At 68.1% G+C, this 17,600-nt stretch carries 19 protein-coding genes and 1 riboswitch; of the genes, 11 read left to right on the forward strand and 8 right to left on the reverse strand.

Annotated features, from left to right (window positions below; genetic code table 11):
• The first annotated feature begins 37 nt into the window (after positions 1-37).
• The gene (locus GNX95_RS16195; protein WP_163508252.1) at positions 38-1,579 is read left to right on the forward strand and encodes an AfsR/SARP family transcriptional regulator; all 1,542 of its coding nucleotides are present in this window, start codon (positions 38-40) and stop codon (positions 1,577-1,579) included.
• Positions 1,580-1,608: 29 nt separating this feature from the next.
• On the opposite strand, the gene GNX95_RS16200 is transcribed toward GNX95_RS16195, so the two are convergent.
• The 3 genes from GNX95_RS16200 to GNX95_RS16210 are packed head-to-tail and all read right to left on the reverse strand — an operon-like array spanning position 1,609 to position 3,513.
• Positions 1,609-2,235 carry a hypothetical protein gene (locus GNX95_RS16200; RefSeq protein ID WP_163508253.1) on the reverse strand — a complete coding sequence of 209 codons (627 nt, stop codon included), beginning with the start codon at positions 2,233-2,235 and terminating at the stop codon, positions 1,609-1,611.
• On the reverse strand, positions 2,232-2,615 hold the full coding sequence (locus GNX95_RS16205; RefSeq protein ID WP_163508254.1) for a hypothetical protein: 384 nt from the start codon (positions 2,613-2,615) through the stop codon (positions 2,232-2,234). Before GNX95_RS16205 ends, GNX95_RS16200 begins: the two co-directional genes overlap by 4 nt.
• Positions 2,616-2,631: 16 nt before the next feature.
• Positions 2,632-3,513 carry a sigma-70 family RNA polymerase sigma factor gene (locus GNX95_RS16210; protein ID WP_163508255.1) on the reverse strand — a complete coding sequence of 294 codons (882 nt, stop codon included), beginning with the start codon at positions 3,511-3,513 and terminating at the stop codon, positions 2,632-2,634.
• 36 nt (positions 3,514-3,549) lie between these two features.
• Between GNX95_RS16210 and GNX95_RS16215 the strand changes: the two genes are divergently transcribed.
• Positions 3,550-4,215, forward strand: coding sequence for a nitroreductase (locus GNX95_RS16215; RefSeq protein WP_163508256.1), 666 nt, complete (start codon positions 3,550-3,552; stop codon positions 4,213-4,215).
• Here GNX95_RS16215 and GNX95_RS16220 read toward each other — a convergent pair.
• The 3 genes from GNX95_RS16220 to GNX95_RS16230 all read right to left on the reverse strand — a co-directional run bounded on the left by GNX95_RS16220 (position 4,212) and on the right by GNX95_RS16230 (position 7,820).
• On the reverse strand, positions 4,212-5,162 hold the full coding sequence (locus GNX95_RS16220; protein ID WP_163508257.1) for a CAP domain-containing protein: 951 nt from the start codon (positions 5,160-5,162) through the stop codon (positions 4,212-4,214). The two genes, GNX95_RS16215 and GNX95_RS16220, sit on opposite strands and share 4 nt — an antisense overlap.
• Positions 5,163-5,270: 108 nt before the next feature.
• Positions 5,271-6,242 carry a C40 family peptidase gene (locus tag GNX95_RS16225; protein WP_163508258.1) on the reverse strand — a complete coding sequence of 324 codons (972 nt, stop codon included), beginning with the start codon at positions 6,240-6,242 and terminating at the stop codon, positions 5,271-5,273.
• A 15-nt stretch (positions 6,243-6,257) separates the two neighbouring features.
• A riboswitch (cyclic di-AMP (ydaO/yuaA leader) is annotated at positions 6,258-6,401 on the reverse strand.
• Positions 6,402-6,692: 291 nt separating this feature from the next.
• Complete coding sequence (locus tag GNX95_RS16230; protein WP_163508259.1) at positions 6,693-7,820, reverse strand: FAD-dependent monooxygenase; 1,128 nt, start codon at positions 7,818-7,820, stop codon at positions 6,693-6,695.
• 32 nt (positions 7,821-7,852) lie between these two features.
• On the opposite strand from GNX95_RS16230, the gene GNX95_RS16235 reads away from it, so the two are divergent.
• Positions 7,853-8,623 carry a polysaccharide deacetylase family protein gene (locus tag GNX95_RS16235; RefSeq protein WP_163508260.1) on the forward strand — a complete coding sequence of 257 codons (771 nt, stop codon included), beginning with the start codon at positions 7,853-7,855 and terminating at the stop codon, positions 8,621-8,623.
• Here GNX95_RS16235 and GNX95_RS16240 read toward each other — a convergent pair.
• On the reverse strand, positions 8,620-9,240 hold the full coding sequence (locus GNX95_RS16240) for a TetR/AcrR family transcriptional regulator (RefSeq protein WP_163508261.1): 621 nt from the start codon (positions 9,238-9,240) through the stop codon (positions 8,620-8,622). The two genes, GNX95_RS16235 and GNX95_RS16240, sit on opposite strands and share 4 nt — an antisense overlap.
• A 39-nt stretch (positions 9,241-9,279) precedes the next feature.
• Here GNX95_RS16240 and GNX95_RS16245 point away from each other — a divergent pair, with 39 nt between their 5' ends.
• The 4 genes from GNX95_RS16245 to GNX95_RS16260 all read left to right on the forward strand — a co-directional run bounded on the left by GNX95_RS16245 (position 9,280) and on the right by GNX95_RS16260 (position 12,754).
• Complete coding sequence (locus GNX95_RS16245; protein WP_163508262.1) at positions 9,280-9,621, forward strand: rhodanese-like domain-containing protein; 342 nt, start codon at positions 9,280-9,282, stop codon at positions 9,619-9,621.
• An 87-nt stretch (positions 9,622-9,708) separates the two neighbouring features.
• Complete coding sequence (locus tag GNX95_RS16250; RefSeq protein ID WP_222853701.1) at positions 9,709-10,641, forward strand: carbohydrate ABC transporter permease; 933 nt, start codon at positions 9,709-9,711, stop codon at positions 10,639-10,641.
• Positions 10,638-11,471, forward strand: coding sequence for a carbohydrate ABC transporter permease (locus GNX95_RS16255; RefSeq protein WP_163508263.1), 834 nt, complete (start codon positions 10,638-10,640; stop codon positions 11,469-11,471). Before GNX95_RS16250 ends, GNX95_RS16255 begins: the two co-directional genes overlap by 4 nt.
• Before the next feature lie 11 nt (positions 11,472-11,482).
• A complete protein-coding gene (locus GNX95_RS16260) occupies positions 11,483-12,754 on the forward strand; it encodes an ABC transporter substrate-binding protein (RefSeq protein ID WP_163508264.1) in 1,272 nt (423 codons plus the stop codon).
• A 3-nt stretch (positions 12,755-12,757) separates the two neighbouring features.
• On the opposite strand, the gene GNX95_RS16265 is transcribed toward GNX95_RS16260, so the two are convergent.
• The gene (locus GNX95_RS16265; protein ID WP_163508265.1) at positions 12,758-13,675 is read right to left on the reverse strand and encodes an alpha/beta hydrolase; all 918 of its coding nucleotides are present in this window, start codon (positions 13,673-13,675) and stop codon (positions 12,758-12,760) included.
• A gap of 205 nt (positions 13,676-13,880) precedes the next feature.
• On the opposite strand from GNX95_RS16265, the gene GNX95_RS16270 reads away from it, so the two are divergent.
• From GNX95_RS16270 to GNX95_RS16285, 4 genes are read left to right on the forward strand one after another with little or no spacing between them, the layout of a single operon-like run.
• Positions 13,881-14,558, forward strand: coding sequence for a VC0807 family protein (locus GNX95_RS16270; protein ID WP_163508266.1), 678 nt, complete (start codon positions 13,881-13,883; stop codon positions 14,556-14,558).
• Positions 14,555-15,709 (forward strand): macrolide family glycosyltransferase, encoded by a 1,155-nt coding sequence (locus GNX95_RS16275; RefSeq protein ID WP_163508267.1) that lies wholly within the window; start codon positions 14,555-14,557, stop codon positions 15,707-15,709. The genes GNX95_RS16270 and GNX95_RS16275 overlap by 4 nt, the downstream gene beginning before the upstream one ends.
• 35 nt (positions 15,710-15,744) lie before the next feature.
• Entirely contained in the window at positions 15,745-16,959 is a 1,215-nt protein-coding gene (locus GNX95_RS16280) for a sensor histidine kinase (protein ID WP_163508268.1), read from the forward strand.
• A complete protein-coding gene (locus tag GNX95_RS16285) occupies positions 16,943-17,593 on the forward strand; it encodes a response regulator (protein WP_222853897.1) in 651 nt (216 codons plus the stop codon). The genes GNX95_RS16280 and GNX95_RS16285 overlap by 17 nt, the downstream gene beginning before the upstream one ends.
• The last annotated feature ends 7 nt before the right edge of the window (positions 17,594-17,600 follow it).

A 17,600-nucleotide genomic window follows, 5' to 3' on the forward strand; every position in this document is an offset into this window, starting at 1 on the left:
CCGCTGTTTGTTTTTTGGATCGAAGAGAGAAGCCGCCGTGGCGCAACGGGAGGACGGCGAGCGGCTCAGGTTCGAGATTCTCGGGCCTGTGCGCGCTTTCGCCGGGCATCGCGAGCTGGATCTGGGACCGCACAAGCAACGCGCCATTCTGGCGGTTTTGCTGGTCAATGCCAACAAAACCGTGTCGATCAACGACCTCGTCGACGCGGTGTGGGTGGACAATCCGCCGCACAACGGCGCGAATGTCGTGCAGAAGTACGTCGCCGGCCTGCGCCGCGCGTTGGAGCCCGAGCGTGTCGCGCGTGCGCCGGGGCAGCGGCTGCAGCGCACCGACGGCGGCTATCGGCTGCGGGTCGAGGCCGGCTGCCTGGACGCCGAGCAGCTGGTCGAGCTGCAGGCCGAGGCCGGCGAGCTGGCCAGTTGCGGCGCGGCCGAGGCGACCGTCGCCACGCTGCGCGACGCACTGTCACTGTGGCACGGCGAGCCGCTGGCCGGGATGGCCGGTCCGGAGTTCGACCGGGCCCGCGACCGGCTGGCCGAGACCCGCGCCGGCATCTGCGAGACGCTGGCAGAGCTGGAGATCGCCGCCGGCCGGCACCGCCAGATGGTCGCCGAGCTGGTCCGGCTGGTCGCCGACTTCCCGCTCCGCGACGAGCCGCGCTATCTGCTCATGTTGGCGCTGCACCGCTCCGGCCGCCAGGTCGAGGCGCTGGAGGTCTATCAGGACGGCCGCGAGTTCCTCGCCGACGAGTTTGGCATCGAGCCCAGTGACCGGCTGCGTGACCTGCACGTACGCATCCTCCGCAGCGACCCGGCGCTCGATCCGCCGGCCGAGGCGGAGCCGGCTCCACCTCTCGCGCCGACTCCGGTCGCGCAGACCTGGCGTCCGGTCGCCGTGTCCGCGGTGGCGAGCGTGCCGGCCTGGCTGCTGTGGCTGGGGAAGGCCGCGATGGCGCTGGTGCCGCTGCTGTCGCTCGGCTTCGGCGGCGGCGTACTCGTCACCGTGGTGGCCATCGCGCGGCGGCGCGTCGTGTCGGCGATCGTCGGTGGTGCCTACGTCGTCGCGATCGTCACCGGTGTGGTGGTGGCCGCCGCCGGTCCGGAGGCGTCGGTGCTGACCGCGCTGGGCTTCCTGATCTGGTACGGCGTCATCGGCGCCTCGACGATCCACGGCGTGCTGCTGGTGCCAGGCCCGGAGCGGCCGCGGTACGGTCCGGCCAACGCGCTGCTGCGGTTTGCCGCGGCGCTCGTGCCGCTGCTGACCTTCGGTTTCGGAGTGTGGGTCCCTTTCGCGTACCACGCGATCCGCCGCCGCAGCCGCCTGCTCAGCGCCGTCGCGATCGGCTACGCGATCCTGCCGGCGTACGTTCTTTCGTTGCTGGCGCTGGAGATCGACCGGCCGGCGCCGAGCGACGGCTGGTTCGCGGCGATCGACCTGATGTGGCTGTCGGTGCTGGTCGCGGTGCCGCACGCGGCCTTCCTCAGCCCGGACAAATACCGCCGGCCGCGCCGCGCCTCAGCTCGAGTGGCGGATTTCGTCCCACTGACGGTGGAACACAATCCGGCGCTGGGCAGGTGAGCCGTGAGAGCCCGTTTACCAACAGGCTCTCACGGTCCGATGCCGACGAACGGGATCGAGCTGTGCTGCGGCGCCTTCACGGCCGGCGCGGTGGCCGGCAGCGCGGTGTAGTCGGACCGGTCCGAGATCCACAGCCGCAGGTCGTCGGTCAGCCCGAGGTTCGTGCCGTACTCCCGGCCGCCGATCACGCCGGGAGAGCGCGCCATCCGGCCGATGAGGACGGCGATCCACAGCTCCTTGTTCACCGGCTGCGCCGGGACCATCGAGGTCAGCGGCAGCCGCAGCGCGGCGGATGTCTGCAGTGAAGCCGAAACGTCGCCGGTCGCGGACAGCAGCCGGCGGCTCTGCGGGTCATACACGCCCAGATATGCCTGCGAAATCCCCACGCCCGGGTTGACGACCGCGATGAAGGCGTCGTTGCAGGCCTGCTGCTGGTCGACGTAGACGCGGTTGAGATAGATGACCCCGGCGCTGAACCCCGGCGTGCTCGGCATCACCGCCGGATCGCCGGTCGCCGCGACCAGGCCGAGCCGTGCCGGCGTCCACGCACTCCGGTGTACGCCGTCGCCGCTGGCCGGAGCCGGCGGCGGCGATTGCGTGCAGGAACTGAGAAAAACCACGCCGACGACCAGGATGGCGAACAGTCTCGAGGTCACCTGGCGAGCGTCCCACTCAGGAGACCGGGACGAGGCGGTTTCCGCGCAGTTCGCACTCCTCGACGATCTTCGGCTTGGCGTACGGTGCGCGGCGGGCAGCCGGACGAGGCCGGAATGTCCAGCGCGGTCTTGAAAACGTCGTGGTTGCCGAGGTTGAAGAGCGGACCGCCGGTGTGCGCGACCGCCGGACTGCTCGATGGCCGCATCGACGGCGACGCGCTGGGCGACACGGTCGGCGACACGGTCGGAGGCGGCTGGGTCTGTTCGACCGGCGTCGGCGTCGCCTTGACTTCGTGGCGTTCGGCGAGCGTACGTCCGACCTGCGTGCCGCCGGCGATCGTGCCGGCCAGCGCGACGGCCCCGACAGCGGTGGCGATCACCGCTCCACGGGTGATTTCATGGCTCCTCCGGGTTCTCAGCCATCACACGCGCGTGCGGGTCGGAAGGTTGCAGCACCGCGAGCTCGAGATTGGCGAGCCCGGCCGGGTCGGTGACGAGCCGATAGCCGCTGATCAGCTCGCCGCTGATCGTGACGGCGATCGCCAGCCGCGGGCGTCCGCCAGGTGCGACGACGATGCCCACGTGGCCATCGAGCAGGACCAGGTCGGCGAAGCGCGCGGCCCGGCCGAAGGTCGCGATCTCCTCGGTGACCCGGCGAGCGCCGCGCAGCTCGGCGGGACGGCCGGGCAGGTCCGCGCGGCGTACGACCTCCGGATCCAGCACGGCGAGGATCGCGTCGAGGTCGCCAGCGCGTACGGCCGCGAGGAAGGTCGCGACGATGTGCCGCTGGCGCGCCAGCTCCGCGCCGCTGACGACCGGCGTGCCACGCACCTTCTGGCGCGCTCGGCTGGCCAGCTTCTTGGCGGCGACGGTCGTACGGTCGACGATCGGCGCGATCTGGTCGAACGGCACGGCGAACATGTCGTGCAGGACAAACGCGATCCGCTCGGCCGCGGTCAGCCGGTCGAGCACGACGAGCACCGCGCGGCCGACCTCGTCGGCCCGCACGGCGTCCTCGGCCGGATCGGGTTGTGGCTGGTCAGGCAGGTCGTCGCCGGCCAGCTCCTCGCGCCGCGCCGCGCGCGACCGGAGCATGTCCAGGCAGATCCGCGACACCACGGTGGTCAGCCAGCCACCGAGGTTGGCGATGTCGTCCGTACGCGCGAGCCGCAGCCAGGTCTCCTGTACGGCGTCGTCGGCCTCGGCCGACGAGCCGAGCATCCGGAAGGCGATCGCGCGCAGCCGGTCGCGGTGCTCCTCGAAGCGCTCGGGGTCCACCGGTCACCTCCGTGTGTCGCCGGCCGTCACTCCAGTGTGGATGTCTATCAGGCAGTGCGGAGCAGACGAGCGGTGCGGCGGTTCAGCGGCGAGCCGGTCGACCGCGAGGTGCTGGAGCGCGTACTCGCGACCGCGGCACGCGCGCCGTCCGGTGCCAACCTGCAGCCGTGGAAACTGTACGTCGTCACCGGTGCTCCGTTGGCAGAGCTCAAAAGACGCGCGTCCGCGCGTGCCGCCGCCGGCGATCCCGGCGACGAGCGAGAATACGAGATGTATCCGCCGGTGCTGAAGTCGCCATATCGCGAACGGCGTTCCGCCGCGGCCGCGCAGCGATACAGCGCACTTGGAATCGCGCGGTCGGACATCGACGGCCGGCAGCGCGCCGTGGCGGCCAACTGGGACTGTTTCGGCGCGCCAGCCGCGCTTTTCTGTTACGTCGACCGCGACATGGGGCCGGCGCAGTGGGCCGACATCGGCATGTATCTGCAGACCGTGGCGTTGCTGTTACGCGCGGAAGGCCTGCACAGCTGCACGCAGATGGCATGGTCGGTCTATCGCCGTACGGTCGCCGATGTCGTGGCGCCGCCGGACAATCTCGTGCTGTTCTGCGGAATGTCGGTCGGTTTCGCGGACCGGGCCGCATCAGCCGTACGCACCGGCCGCGCGCCACTGACCGAGACCGTGACGTTTCTCGATGATTAGCGGGGAGTGCCGAAAACCTGCGTCCAGTACGTGCCATAGCTGCCGCCGGTCGCCAGACCGACACCGATCTCGAACAGCTCACCATCGAGGATGTTCTTGCGGTGGCCAGGCGAGTTCATCCAGCCTTCCACCACTTCGGCCGGTGATCGCTGGCCGGCGGCGATGTTCTCGGCGACTTTCCGATAGCCGTAGCCACATTTCACCGCGCGGTCCCACGCCTGCTCGCCGTCCGGGTTCTTGTGGTCGAAGAACTCCCGCGTCGCCATGTCCTGGCTGTGCATCTGAGCGGCTTGCGCCAGCTGTGCCTGCGCACGCAACGCGTGCAGCCCGTGCTTGCCGCGCTCGACGTTGGTCAGGCGTACGACCTCGTCGAGCGGCGCGCTGCCGAGCGTGGCCGGCGGTGGCTCCGGAGGCAGTGGCTGCGCGGTCCACCGTACGGTCTGCGGCACGACCGGCTCGTCGATGACGTCGACGCCGAAGTCGCGTGCCAGGCCGGCCAACCCGTCGGAGTAACCCTGGCCGATCGCGCGCAGCTTCCACTGGCCGTTTCGCTGGTAGATCTCGGCGAGCTGCGCGGCGGTCTCGGTGCGCAGGGCGGTCAGCACGATCCGCGCGAGTTGCCGGCCGCCGCGGTCGGCCGCGGTCACGCCGGGCGGCCGGAGCTGGCCGAAGCAGGTGCCGGCCTGCTCCGGACTCGCGACCAGTACGACCCGGTCGGCGCCGCGCCGCAGCCGTGGCGGGTCGACGGTCAGCGTGGCCGAGCGCAGCGTGACGCCGCTGGTCGCCGGCTGGTTGTAGAAGACGAAGTCGGCGTCGCCGGTGACCCGGCCGTCGCGGCCGAGGACCAGGCCGGACAGGTCGTACGGCCCGGTCACCGTGATCGACACCGGGCCCTGCGGGAGGACCAGGTTCGCGCCGGCGACCAGGTCCGTGACGGTCGTGCTCACGTCACGTACAACTGTCCGCTGCCGGTCAACCGTTCCTGGCCAACCTGTGAAACCGATAAGAACAGCGCCACGCCGTCGGGGGCCGGCGTGGCGCTGTCCGTTCGGTGGTCAGCCGCGAGCGGCGCCGGCGAACGGCATGATGTCGATGTTGCTGATCTTGACGCTCTCACCCGGCTGCGGCGCGTGGATCACCTGCTTGTTGCTGATGGCGATGCCGACGTGCTCGAAGTCGTAGAAGAAGACCAGGTCACCGGCCTGCACCTGGGACCGCGAGACGTGCTTGAGCGCGGCGTACTGCATGTGCGCCGAGTGGTCCAGGCTGATGCCTTCCTGCTGGTAGGCCATCATGGTCAGGCCGGAGCAGTCCCAGCTGTCCGGACCGGCCGCGCCGAACACGTACGGCTCACCCAGCTGCGCGAAGGCGAACCGCACCTCCGGCGACGAGCCGGGCGGCGCGACCGCGTGCGTGGTGCCCTCGTCGTAGTTGGGCGACAGCTTCGCCTGCAGCGCCATCAGCGGCTGGAGCTGCGCGTTGAAGCTCTGCTTGCTGGCCGCCAGGGTGGTGACCAGGTTGGTCGCCGAGGTGGACAGCGCCTGCAGCTTGGCGTTCTGCGCGTCCAGCGCCTTCTTCGCCGCCCGCAGCTGCAGCAGCGGTGCCGCGGCCTTGGCGGTCAGCGCGTCCAGCGTGGTCATCTGCTGCAGGAACTGGTCGGCGGAGCCGCTGGTCATCATCGAGGTCATCATGCTCATGTCGCCGCCCTTGTACGCGCTGACCGCGTACGAGCCGGCCTGCTGCTGCAGGATGGCGATCTGGGCCTGGGTGGCGGCCAGCTGCTTGCCGAGCGTGGCCTGCTGCGCCTTGACCTTGGTGAGCTGGACGTTGGCGGTGTTGTACTGCTCGTTGGCGGTGTTCAGCTTCTGGGTGAGCGCCTGGATCTGCGCGTTCACCTGGCCGATGTCCGGCTGGGTCGGTGCCGCCGACGCCGGGGTGGTGGACACCAGGCTGGCCAGCAGTGAAGCCGTGACGATGGGGATGAAAAGGGCATGCTTGCGCCTACTCAGCGCGCGAGCGCGAGTCACTCTCGCGTAACTCCTTCTTCCACGCTCACCGCCTACCGAGTTAGCTGACGGATTCGGGCGGGGAAGAAAGTTGTCGCCCTACCGCGGCAAGCCGCGGATTCACCCCAGAAAACACGGGTCCCCGGTTCGGTACGCATACCGATTCGGCGGCGTTTGCCGATGGTGTCGGGTGACACCTGCGAATCGACAAACCGATGCGACCCTACTCGGTGTCGCCTCACCTGTCGTATCGCGGGATCGGATCGACGTGTTACGCACCACGCATGGTTGACCTTTTTTGGCTGGTGGGAAGGGGAGTACGTCCGGAATGACCGGACCAGAGGTCAATTTCTCCTTAACGAAACCTTATCTGTGTGCCGGCATAATGTCGGAGAATTCACAGTGGCTGGTGCGTAAGGAAAAACCCGCGACCGAAGGCGGTCATGCGACCCACGTATCACCAATTCTCTGCTATTGAGTGACCGGCGTCTCCCAGTCCAATTGCAGCTCGCTCAGCCAGTCGCCGCCGGTCGGCCGGCTCGCCGGCCGGCCGCTCATGGTGGCCGCGACCTCGACGACCAACTCCACGCGCGGACGGCGTAGTCGCTCGTACGTGCTGAACGCGCGCTCGGCGTCGGGAATGTCACGCAGGCATTTCGCCAGTACGATCGCGTCCTCGGCGGCCATCGACGCGCCTTGCGCGGCGGACGGTGACGCGGCGTGCGCGGCGTCGCCGGCGATCGTCATCCGGCCGTTGTGCCACTTCGGCACCGACGGGATGTCGTAGTTGTTGCGGCCGGCGATCTCGTCGGTCGCCGCGACGATGTCGGCCGCCGGCGTACGGTCCGGCCGGAGCAGCTCGACGAGCTGGTCGCGCCAGTCGGCCGCGGTCCTCCCGGCGGCCTGCTCGCGGCTCATCGGCTCGCCGAAAACCCGCGCGAACCACCACAGAGTGTCGGCCGGACCGCCGACCACGCCGAACATCGCCCGCGAGCCGCGGATCATCCGGTACGTGTCCGTGGGCACCCGCGTCGGCGGCCGGTCGCAGAAGCCGTAGACGACGTGCTGGCCGGCGTAACGCGGCTCCGGCGCGGCCGGGTCGATCAGCCGGCGGGTGACCGAGTTGATGCCATCGGCGCCGATGAGTAGGTCGCCGGTGACTGCGCCGCAATCGGCGAACTCGGCGCGTACGCCGGTGCCGGTCGTCGCGCCGCCGGTCAGCCGGCGTCCGCGTACCACCTCGATGCCGCGGTTTTCCGCCGCTTCGGTGAGAACGCGGTGCAACGCCGCGCGTTTGAACGTCTGCGGCACGAATTCCGAGGTGTCCGCGCGGTTGAGCCCGCCGGCGCTGATCGTGCTGCCGTCGGCGTCGTACACCTCGACGCGGCGCGCCGGCTCACCGGCGGCATACACGGTCTCGACCAGGCCGACGGCGTTGAGCGCTTCCAGGCCGTTGACGCCGAGGGTCAGGAAGGCGCCGGCGTCCGGATCGGCGGTCGTGGACGCTTCGTACACGGTCGCCTCGATGCCGGCCTTCTGGAGCGCGATCGCGGTCACCGGACCGGCGATGCCACCGCCGATGATCAAGACCTTCGTCATGGGGACGAACTTACTGTGGTTACGCTGTGGAAATGTCGAATTGGGCCAGGCGGGTGGTCGCGTTGCTGGCCGTCGGCCTGGTGCTGATCGGCCTTGCCGGCGCGAATATCGCGCAGCCGGTCGTTTCGCTGCCGATTCCCGGCGTGCCGGTCGCCGCCGTACGCCCGGCCGGCGCCGCGGTGCCGTCACCGCGTTTGATGCCGGCGAACACCGTTTACGAATACACCGGCACCGCGGGCATCGCGCTCACTTTCGACGACGGCCCGAGTCCGATCTGGACCCCGAAAGTGTTGCAGGTCCTGGCGAAATACCACGTGCACGCGGTCTTCTGCATGGTCGGCTTCCGGGTCCGCGAGCATCCCGAGCTGGTACGCGCCGTCGCGCAGGCCGGTCACACGCTGTGCAACCACACGGTCAACCACGATCCGTCGATCTCCCGCTGGTCGCCCCGCGACATCCACCGTGACCTGGCCGAGAACAACCAGCTGATCACCGCCGCCAGCGGAGGCGTACGGCCGCGTTATTTCCGTTCTCCACAAGGACTTTTCACGCCGCGGGTCGTCGAGGAGGCGCGCAGGCTCGGTCTCGCGTCACTTGGCTGGCGGGTCACCGCATTCGACTGGCAAAGCCCGCCGCTGCCGCCCAAAGCGTTGGCCAGAAACGTCGACATCCGGGTGCGGCCGGGCTCGATCGTGCTGATGCACGACGCCGGATCGCCTGGCACGCACCGCCACACCTTGGCCGCGCTGTCGATTATCATCGCGTACATCCAAGAACACGGCTGGCAGACGACCGCGCTTTAGTACGAGTCCAGCCAGGTGATCAGCAGGTCGACGAGTGCGTCGGTGGAGCCGGCGGTGTCACGGAGCTGGCGATAGGTCTCGGCGCCGAGCGGGGCGAGGATCAGCTCGGCGCGTACGTCCGGCCGGTCCACCTCGAGCTCTCGCAGCAGCGCGACCAGGTGCAGCCGCCAGAACTGGTACGACCCGCCGCGAAACCGCGCGCCGACACTGTTGGACTCCGACATCAGCACCAGATCGCCGTGCTGGTCCAGAAACTCCGCGTACGCGCGGACGAACGCGGCGATGCGTACGGCCGCCGGCGCGCCGGGACCGAGCGGCGGCGGACCCTGCAGCAGGTCCTCCTGCAGCCGGCGCTCCTGCTCGTCCAGCAGCGCGATGGCCAGCCCGCCCTTGTCGCCGAAGCGCCGATAGAGCGTGCCTTTGCCGACGCCGGCCGCGGCCGCCACGTCGTCCATCGACACCGCCGCGACGCCGCGCTCGGCGAACAGCAGCTCGGCCGCGGCCAGCACCTTCAGCCTGTTGCGCCGCGCGTCGGCGCGTTCCGGAACGGCCGCGGACGTCAGCAGCGGCAGCTCCGTTGACGAAGCGGACTGTGGTCCGTTACTGTCTCGAGGCATGAAACGGACTCTAGTCCAATTCGATCGAAGGAGAGGTCAATGACCACCATCATCAGCCGTGTCGAGCTGCGCCAGCTGATCGACGACCACGCCGTCACCGTCGTCGACGCGCTGCCGGCGAGCTACTACGAGCAGGCGCACCTGCCGACCGCGATCAACCTGGTCGAGGACGAGGTCGCCACGCGCGCGGCCGAGCTGCTGCCAGACAAGGCCGCGGCCATCGTCACGTACTGCTCCAACACCGCCTGCCACAACAGCGGGAAAGTGGCTCTGTCGCTGGAAAAACTCGGCTACACCAACGTGCGCAAGTACGCTGGGGGCATCCAGGACTGGACCGAGGCCGGCCTGCCGGTCGAGGGGACGAACGCCGCCACGGTGTGATCTGCTTGACAATCCCTGACCTGGTCCGATAAGCAACCTGGGTCGCGAATCGGGGGTTGTCATGAGCTTTCGTCCGGAGGACCCGAGTTGACGGCCGAGGTCGTCACCGAGGCGCCCCCGACCCGCCCGCGCGGACCGCGCCGGACGACCCGTGAACCGCGCCGCGACCTGTGGCTGCTGGTGCTGCCGGCGCTGATTCCGGTGGTGGTGCTGAGCGTCGTGCCGCTGGTGCAGGGGATGGCGCTCGGCTTCACCGACTCGCGGCTCGGCCTCGGCGCGCCGACCAGCTTCACCGGCGTGGACAACTTCGTCCGGCTGGCCGGCAACGAGCTGTTCTGGAGCTCGTTTCGGATCGGCGTCGTCTGGGCCGTCTCGGTGACCCTGCTCCAGTTTCTGCTGGCCATGGGTTTGGCCTTGCTGCTCAACGAAAACCTCCGATTTCGCTGGCTGGCGCGTACGCTCGCGCTCACCCCGTGGGCGATGCCGCCGGTGATCATCGCCATCACCTGGAAGTTCCTGCTCGACCCGACCGTCGGTCCGGTCAGCTCGGCGCTGGCCGCCACCGGCGTGGTCGACGGATCGGTCAACCTGCTCGGCGACTTCCAGTACGCGCTGCCGGCGGTCATCGCGGTCGGCGTCTGGGTCGGCATGCCGCAGACCACGATCACGTTGCTGGCCGGCCTGCAGTCGATCCCGGCCAGCCTGCACGAGGCGGCCGCGGTCGACGGCGCCGGCGCGGTCCGCCGGTTTTTCCGTGTCACGTTCCCGCAACTGCGGCCGGTCGTGGTCGCGATCACCGCGCTGGACGTGATCTGGAACTTCAACTCCTTCGCCCTGGTGTACGTGCTGACCGCCGGTGGTCCCGGCGGACAGACGATGTTGCCGATGCTTTTCGCGTACAACGAGGCATTCCGCTATGGCCAGTTCGGCTATGCGGCGGCGATGGGTGACGTGATGGTCGTGCTCGTGGTGATCGTGATGATCGCGTACATCCGATCGGCGTTGCGGGAGACGAAATGAACCGTACGCCGGTGGCCGGCCGGATCGGTCAGTACGTGGCGTTGGCCGCGTACGTCGTGTTTCTGGTGTTTCCGTTGCTGTGGCTGCTGTCGGTGTCGCTGAAGAGTCCGGCGGATCTCGCGACACTGCCGGCGCAGCTGCTGCCGCGCGGCCTGTTTTTCGGCAACTACCAGGAAATCGCGAGCAAGCAAGGCCTGCTGGAATCCGCCTGGAACAGCACGCTGGTCGCCGTCGGCACCATGTTGCTGACCATCGCTGTCTCGCTGCCGGCCGCGTACGCACTGGGACGCTTCCGCACTTTTCTCGGCCCGGCAGCGACGATCTGGATCCTGGTGAGCCAGGTGTTTCCGGTGATCCTGATCGCCATTCCGCTGTTCATGATCGTACGCGGTCTCGGTCTGCTGAACACGTTGCCTGGCCTGATCCTGGTGTATTTGGTGTGGACACTGCCTTTCGCGCTGTGGATGCTGCGCGGCTACGTGAGCGCGCTGCCGGTGGATCTGGAGGAGGCCGCGGCCTGCGACGGCGCGTCACGGCCACGGATCCTGGTCAGTGTCGTGCTTCCGCTGCTGCGGCCGGGCATCATCGCCACCGCCATGTTCGCCTTCATTTCCAGCTGGAACGAGTTTTTCTTCGCGCTGGTGCTGCTGAAGGGCGACACCACGACGTTGCCGATCGCGCTCGCGCAGTTTGTCGGATCGGAAGGAAAAGTCGCCTTCGGGCCGCTCGCGGCGGCGTCCGTGTTGGCGACCCTGCCGAGCCTGGTGATTTTCGCGATCGTGCAACGGCGGCTCACGTCCGGCCTGCTCGCCGGTGCGGTCAAGGGATAGGGGATGGGTTGATGAGGCGACGTGGTTTCCTGGCCGCGGCGGTGTCCGCACCGCTGGTGGCGCTGGCCGGCTGTGGTGGCGGCGATCCGGAGGTGAAAAACGGTGTCGTGACGCTGCGGTTCCAGAGCCTGGCATACCAGAAGACGACCGTCGCGGCGGTCAAGAAGATCGTCGCCGACTGGAACAAAGCCAACCCGAAGATCCAGATCGCCTACCAGCAGGGAAACTGGGACGGCGTACACGACCAGCTGGTCACGCAGTTCTCCGGCGGCACCGCGCCGACCATCATCCACGACGAGGCGGCCGACATCGCCGGCTTCGCCGAGCAGGGTTTCCTCGCCGACCTCGGACCGCATCTTTCCGCGGACGTCACGGGAAACGTACCCAAAGGCATCATGGACACGGTGTCGTCCGGCGGTCACACGTACGCGGCGCCGACGCTGCTGCAGTCGTACGTCGTCTTCGCCAACGTCGACCTGCTGCGTAAGCAGGGCGTCGCGGTGCCGTCCGGCGCGTCGCTGACCTGGGACGCGCTCGCGGCGGCTGCCAAGCAGGCGACCAAAAACGGTGTCTTCGGCCTCGGCTGGGGGTTGAAGCAGCCGACCGCGACGGTGATGAGCCTGGCGCTCAACTTCGGCGGGAAGTTCTTCGGCGGCACCGGCCATGAGGCTACGATCTCGGTCGGCGACGCGGAAAAGCAGGTGCCGAGGCGGATCCACGACATGGCGTACCTGGACAAGTCGATCTCGCCGGTCACGCTCACCCAGTCCGGCACCGACATCCTGCCCGGTTTCTACGCCGGAAAGTACGCGATGATCGTGGCCGGCAGCTATGTGGCGCAGCAGATCACCGAGGAGGCGCCGAAAACCTTCAACTGGAAGGTGCTGCCGGCGCTGTCCGGCACCTCGACGGCGCAGGCCGCCAACCCGCAGACGCTGTCGGTTTCGGCCACCAGCAAGCACGTCACCGAGGCAACACAGTTCATCGACTTCTTCATGCAGGCGCACAATCTGGCCGCCGTCGGCCAGGGTGACTGGCTGATCCCGACCACCGCACCGGCTCGCGCGGCGATCCAGCAGGCCACCGGCGGAAAATCCGGCTGGACCGAGACGCTGGCCGGCGCCGGCGGCCTCACCAAGGCGCCGTTCCAGTCGGTGACCAACTATCCGCGCTGGAAGGACGAGGTCGCCACGCCGGCGTTCCAGAAATACCTCGCCGACAAGCTCAGCCTCGACCAGCTGGCCACCCAGCTGGCCGACGGCTGGAAAACCGCCAACCAGTAGCCGTCAGCCGAAGGCGGCTCGCAGCGCGGCGGCGGACTTGGCGATCGCGTCGCGAGCCGCGCCAAGCAGTCCGGGCATCTGGTAGAACGCGTGGATCATCCCGTCGTAGTTCACGTGTTCGACCGGCACGCCGGCGTCGGCGAGCTGTTTCGCGTACGCGACTCCCTGGTCGCGCAGCGGGTCGTACTCGGCGGTGATGACCAGAGCCGGCGGCAGGCCGGACAGGTCGGCCGTCAGGGCCGGCGACACCAGCGGATTGCGCGCGTCGTCGGGGTTTGTCACGTAGTGCGCGAAAAACCAGTCCATGAGTGCGCGAGTGAGGAAATAGCCGTCGGCGTTTTCGGTCATCGACGGACTGTCGTCTGTCGCGTTGACTGCGGGGTAGATGAGCAGCTGGAAGGCCAGTGCCGGACCGCCGCGATCACGTGCCAGCTGGCTGACGACCGCGGTCAGGTTGCCGCCGGCGCTGTCGCCGCCGACCGCGAGCCGCGTGCCGTCGCCGCCATGCGCGGACGCGTTTCGCGCGATCCAGGCGGTTGCCGCGTACGCGTCCTCCACCGCCGCCGGAAAGGGATTTTCCGGCGCCAGCCGGTAATCCACCGCGGCGACGACGCAGCCGGCGCGGTTGGCCAGCTGCCGGCAGACCGCGTCGTGAGTGTCCAGGTTACCGATCACCCAGCCGCCGCCGTGGAAGAACACCAGCACGGGCAGCGGCTTTTCGCCTGCTGGAGCGTAAATCCGCACCGGCACGCCGTCGGCGGAGATGTCGACGACGGTTTCCACCTCCTCGGCCGGACCAGCGAGCTCGCGCATGTCCATGATGGCCTCGCGGTTTTGCTCCACCGTCAGCTGTTCCGGCGGTGGCAGCTCCTGCGAGGCCATCTCGTCCAGCAGCGCGCGGACATGGGGGTCGAGCGGCATGTGTCAGCTCCTCACCAGACGCGGACCGTCGAACCATGTAACGCTTCCGTTCTTCGCGCGTCAACCGATCGGTTGATGCCTCCCACTGGCCGGTGGATGCCACCGGTCGTCGGCTCGGCGGGCTGATCCTCGCGGCTTGGCCGATTCGCGCCGGCCGTCGCTCGACCAGGCTGGAGATATCAGCCGACAATGCCGAGGAGCTTCGATGAAGTCCAAGTGGGAAGCCAAAACCTGGATCAGAGCGCTGCTGCCGACCGTCTTCGACCTGGCCATACCGTCGGTCATCTTCTACGGCCTGCGGGCGGTCGGTGTCGGCGCGTGGTGGGCCCTGGTCCTCGGCGGCCTGGCGGTCGCGGTGCGAGTGGTGTGGGGGATCGTCAAGGAACGCAGGGTCAATGGGATCGCCTTGTTCGCGTTGAGCATGCTGGTCCTCGGCAACGTCGTCTCGCTGCTCACCGGCGATCCGCGACTGTTGCTGGCCAGGGAAAGCTGGATCACCTCGATCGTCGGCCTGTGGATGCTGGGGTCGCTGTTCGCCAAGCGGCCGGTGCTGTTCACCGGCGCCAAGCTGATGATGCCGACGCAGGAAGCGCGTGAGGAGTGGGAAAACTCCTGGCAGCAGCACCCGGAGTTCCGGCACGTCATGCGGGTCAGCACGGTCATCTGGGCCGGTCTGCTGCTGGCCGACACGGTCGTCCGGATCGTGATGGCGTACACGCTGCCGATCGACGTGGTGCCGGCGTTGACCATCGCGCAGACGGTCGTGCTGATCCTGATCATGCATTACTCGACCCGCGCGTATGGCCGGATGTATGCGGCGCGGCGGAAATTCCGGATGGAAGGACGCAGGTTCGTCCGCGTCGAGGACGAGGTGTCGGCGTGAGCGCGCACATCGCGGTCCTCAATCTGCCGGCCGCCGGTCACATTCTGCCAACGCTCGGTGTGGTGTCGGAGCTGGTCGAGCGCGGTCACCGAGTGAGTTATGTGGCGGTCGAAGGCTATGCCGACGCCGTCAAGGCAGCTGGCGCCGAGCACGTTCCGTATGTCTCGGCGATGGAAGGAAAACGGCCGCCGATGGAGCTGACACCGGACATCGTGGCGCAGGCTCCGTTGGCTTTCCTCAACGAGAGCAAGTCGGTGGCCGGCGCGCTGGAAGAGCGTTTTCCGCGCGGTGGACCGGATCTGTTGATGTATGACGCGAGTGTCGCGGCCGCTGGTCGGCAGCTCGGCAGCGGATGGGGATGCCGGGGCGTACGTACGTTTCCGACGCTGACCTTCAACGAGCATTACCGCTTCGACGAGAAGCTGACCGCTGACCTGGCGATCGATCCGACCCATCCGGCACTGGTCGAGTTTGGTCGTGCGCTCGCGGACATGACCGGCGTTATCCCGGAGCACGATCTGGTCTTCGTACCACGCGAGTTTCAGCCGGCCGGTGAGACTTTTGGTGCGGAGACGACGTTTGTCGGACCGTGCATCGCGGACCGGGCGCACCAAGGCCGTTGGTCGGCGGACGCCACCGGCAAGCTTCTCTATGTTTCATTGGGGACCGCCTTCACGCTTCGGCCGGAGTTTTTCCGCGAGTGCGTACGAGCGGCAGCGCTGATGCCTGACTGGCGCGTCGTGATGGCGATCGGCGATCGAGTGACCCGCGACGAACTCGGCACGCTGCCGCCAAATGTCGAGGTGCGCGCTCATGTGCCACAGCTGGAGGTGCTCCGGCATGCGACGGTTTTCCTTTCTCATGCTGGGATGGGAAGCACGATGGAGGCGATGTATTTCGGCGTGCCGCTGGTGACGGTGCCGCAGATGGTCGAGCAGGAGATCAACGCCGGGCGCGTCGTCGAGCTGGCTCTTGGTCTCCGGCTTGACCGGCGTACGGTCGACGCCGCGCAGATCGTCGATGCTGTGCTCGCGGTGGCCGCCAGCGACGAGATCCGTGCCAACGTGACGAAAATGGCGAGGTACGCGCGTCGAGCCGGTGGTGCCGTCGCGGCCGCGGACGCGATCGAGAGGCATCTGGCCGGCGGGTGATCGGATATGGTCGGTCCGGAGGAGAGGTGGACCCGATGACGGCCGAGAATTCCCGGCGGATGGACGGGTGGGAACGCTGGATGGAGCTGATGACCACGGTCAGCCCCATCGGTCTGTTGGTCATCTCGACGGTGCTGGCGCTGGTGATCCAGCCGCCGCCGGCCTCGACCGTCGTCTCGATCCTGGTTTTCGCGGTGTTGTCGGCCATCTGGATCTATGGCGACCGCTGGTTGCGGCTGAGCCGTACGATGGTTGGAAAGGTGGTGTTCTTCGGCGGGCTGCTGGTGTTGTCGGCGTTGTTGGTGTGGCAGTCCACCTGGTTCACCATTTTCGTCATCATCATCTATGGTTTGGCGTTCGAGGTTTTCCCTCTGCGATGGGCCCTGTTTGCCAGCTTGGTCGTGGCGGCGGTTCAGACGCGCGGCTTTTTCCACGATCGGCTGACGACGCTGTCCGAGGCTCTGCAATATGTGTTGCTGACGCTGGTGATCGCGACGATGGCGTCTGCTTTCACGTTGCTCGGCGCGGCGAGTGCGCGGCTGGCTCGCGAGCGTAAGACGATGATCGCCGCGCTGGTCGAGGCCAACGAGAAAAACGCGGCCTTGCAGGCTGAGCTGGTGGCGCAGGCAGAGCGAGCCGGGGTGACCGCCGAGCGGCAGCGGATGGCGCGGGAGATCCACGACACGCTGGCGCAGGGGCTGACCGGGATCATCACGCAGTTGGAGGCCGCCGAAAGCGGTGACTGGCGCCGGCACGTGTCCACCGCGACCTGGCTGGCCCGGCAGAGCCTCGCCGAAGCACGCCGGTCGGTGCATGCCGTACGGCCAGAGGCGTTGGAAAAGGCGCGGCTGCCGGAGGCGTTGCGTAATGTGGCGCGGCAGTGGTCGGAGGTCAACGGTGTCGCCGCGGAGGTGCACATCACCGGCGAGGCAACGAAACTCTCTGCCGACGTGGAGGTCGCGCTGTTGCGGATCGCGCAGGAAGGCCTTGCGAACGCCGCAAAACACGCGCGCGCCTCGCGAGTCGGCCTGACACTGTCGTACATGAGCGATGTGGTCACTTTGGACGTACGCGACGATGGCGAAGGATTCGATCTGGCCGCCGATCGCGGTGACGGTTTCGGGCTGACCGGCATGCGGCAGCGCGCCGAGAACGCCGGCGGTAGTCTGGTCGTCGAAACTGAGCCTGGGGGTGGCACGGCCATTTCCGCGAGCGTTCCGATCGAGGCGGAGGATTTCGTTGGAGAATAGGCGGATCCGGCTGTTGATCGCCGACGACCATCCGGTCGTACGGGACGGCTTGCGGGGCATTTTCAGTGCGGAAGCCGACTTCGAGGTGGCCGGCGAGGCCGCCAACGGCGACGAGGCGGTGACGCTGGCCGAAGCGCTCGACCCGGACGTCGTACTGATGGATCTGCGGATGCCGACCGTCGACGGTGTCACCGCGATTCGCCGGATGGCGGAGAAAAAGCTGCGCGCTCGCGTGCTGGTCTTGACGACGTACGACACCGACAGCGATGTGCTGCCGGCGATCGAGGCCGGTGCGACCGGTTATCTGCTCAAGGACGCGGCGCGAGAGGAGCTTTTCCGGGCCGTACGCGCGGCGGCGCGCGGTGAGGCGGCGTTAGCGCCTTCGGTGGCCTCGAAGCTCATGCACCAGATGCGCGTGCCGGCGCCGGCACCGCTCAGCCAGCGGGAGCTGGAGGTGCTGACGCTCATCGCGCGCGGCGGCACCAACCGCGACGTGGCCAAACAGCTGTTCGTCAGCGAGGCGACGGTGAAGACGCATTTGATCCATATTTACGGAAAACTCGGCGTGAGCGACCGCGCGGCCGCCGTCGCGACCGCCTTCGACCGTGGTCTGCTCACCCCCGGCGGCCGCTGACGACGTC

The sequence above is a fragment of the Fodinicola acaciae genome, assembly GCF_010993745.1.
GTDB classification, from domain to species: domain Bacteria; phylum Actinomycetota; class Actinomycetes; order Mycobacteriales; family HKI-0501; genus Fodinicola; species Fodinicola acaciae.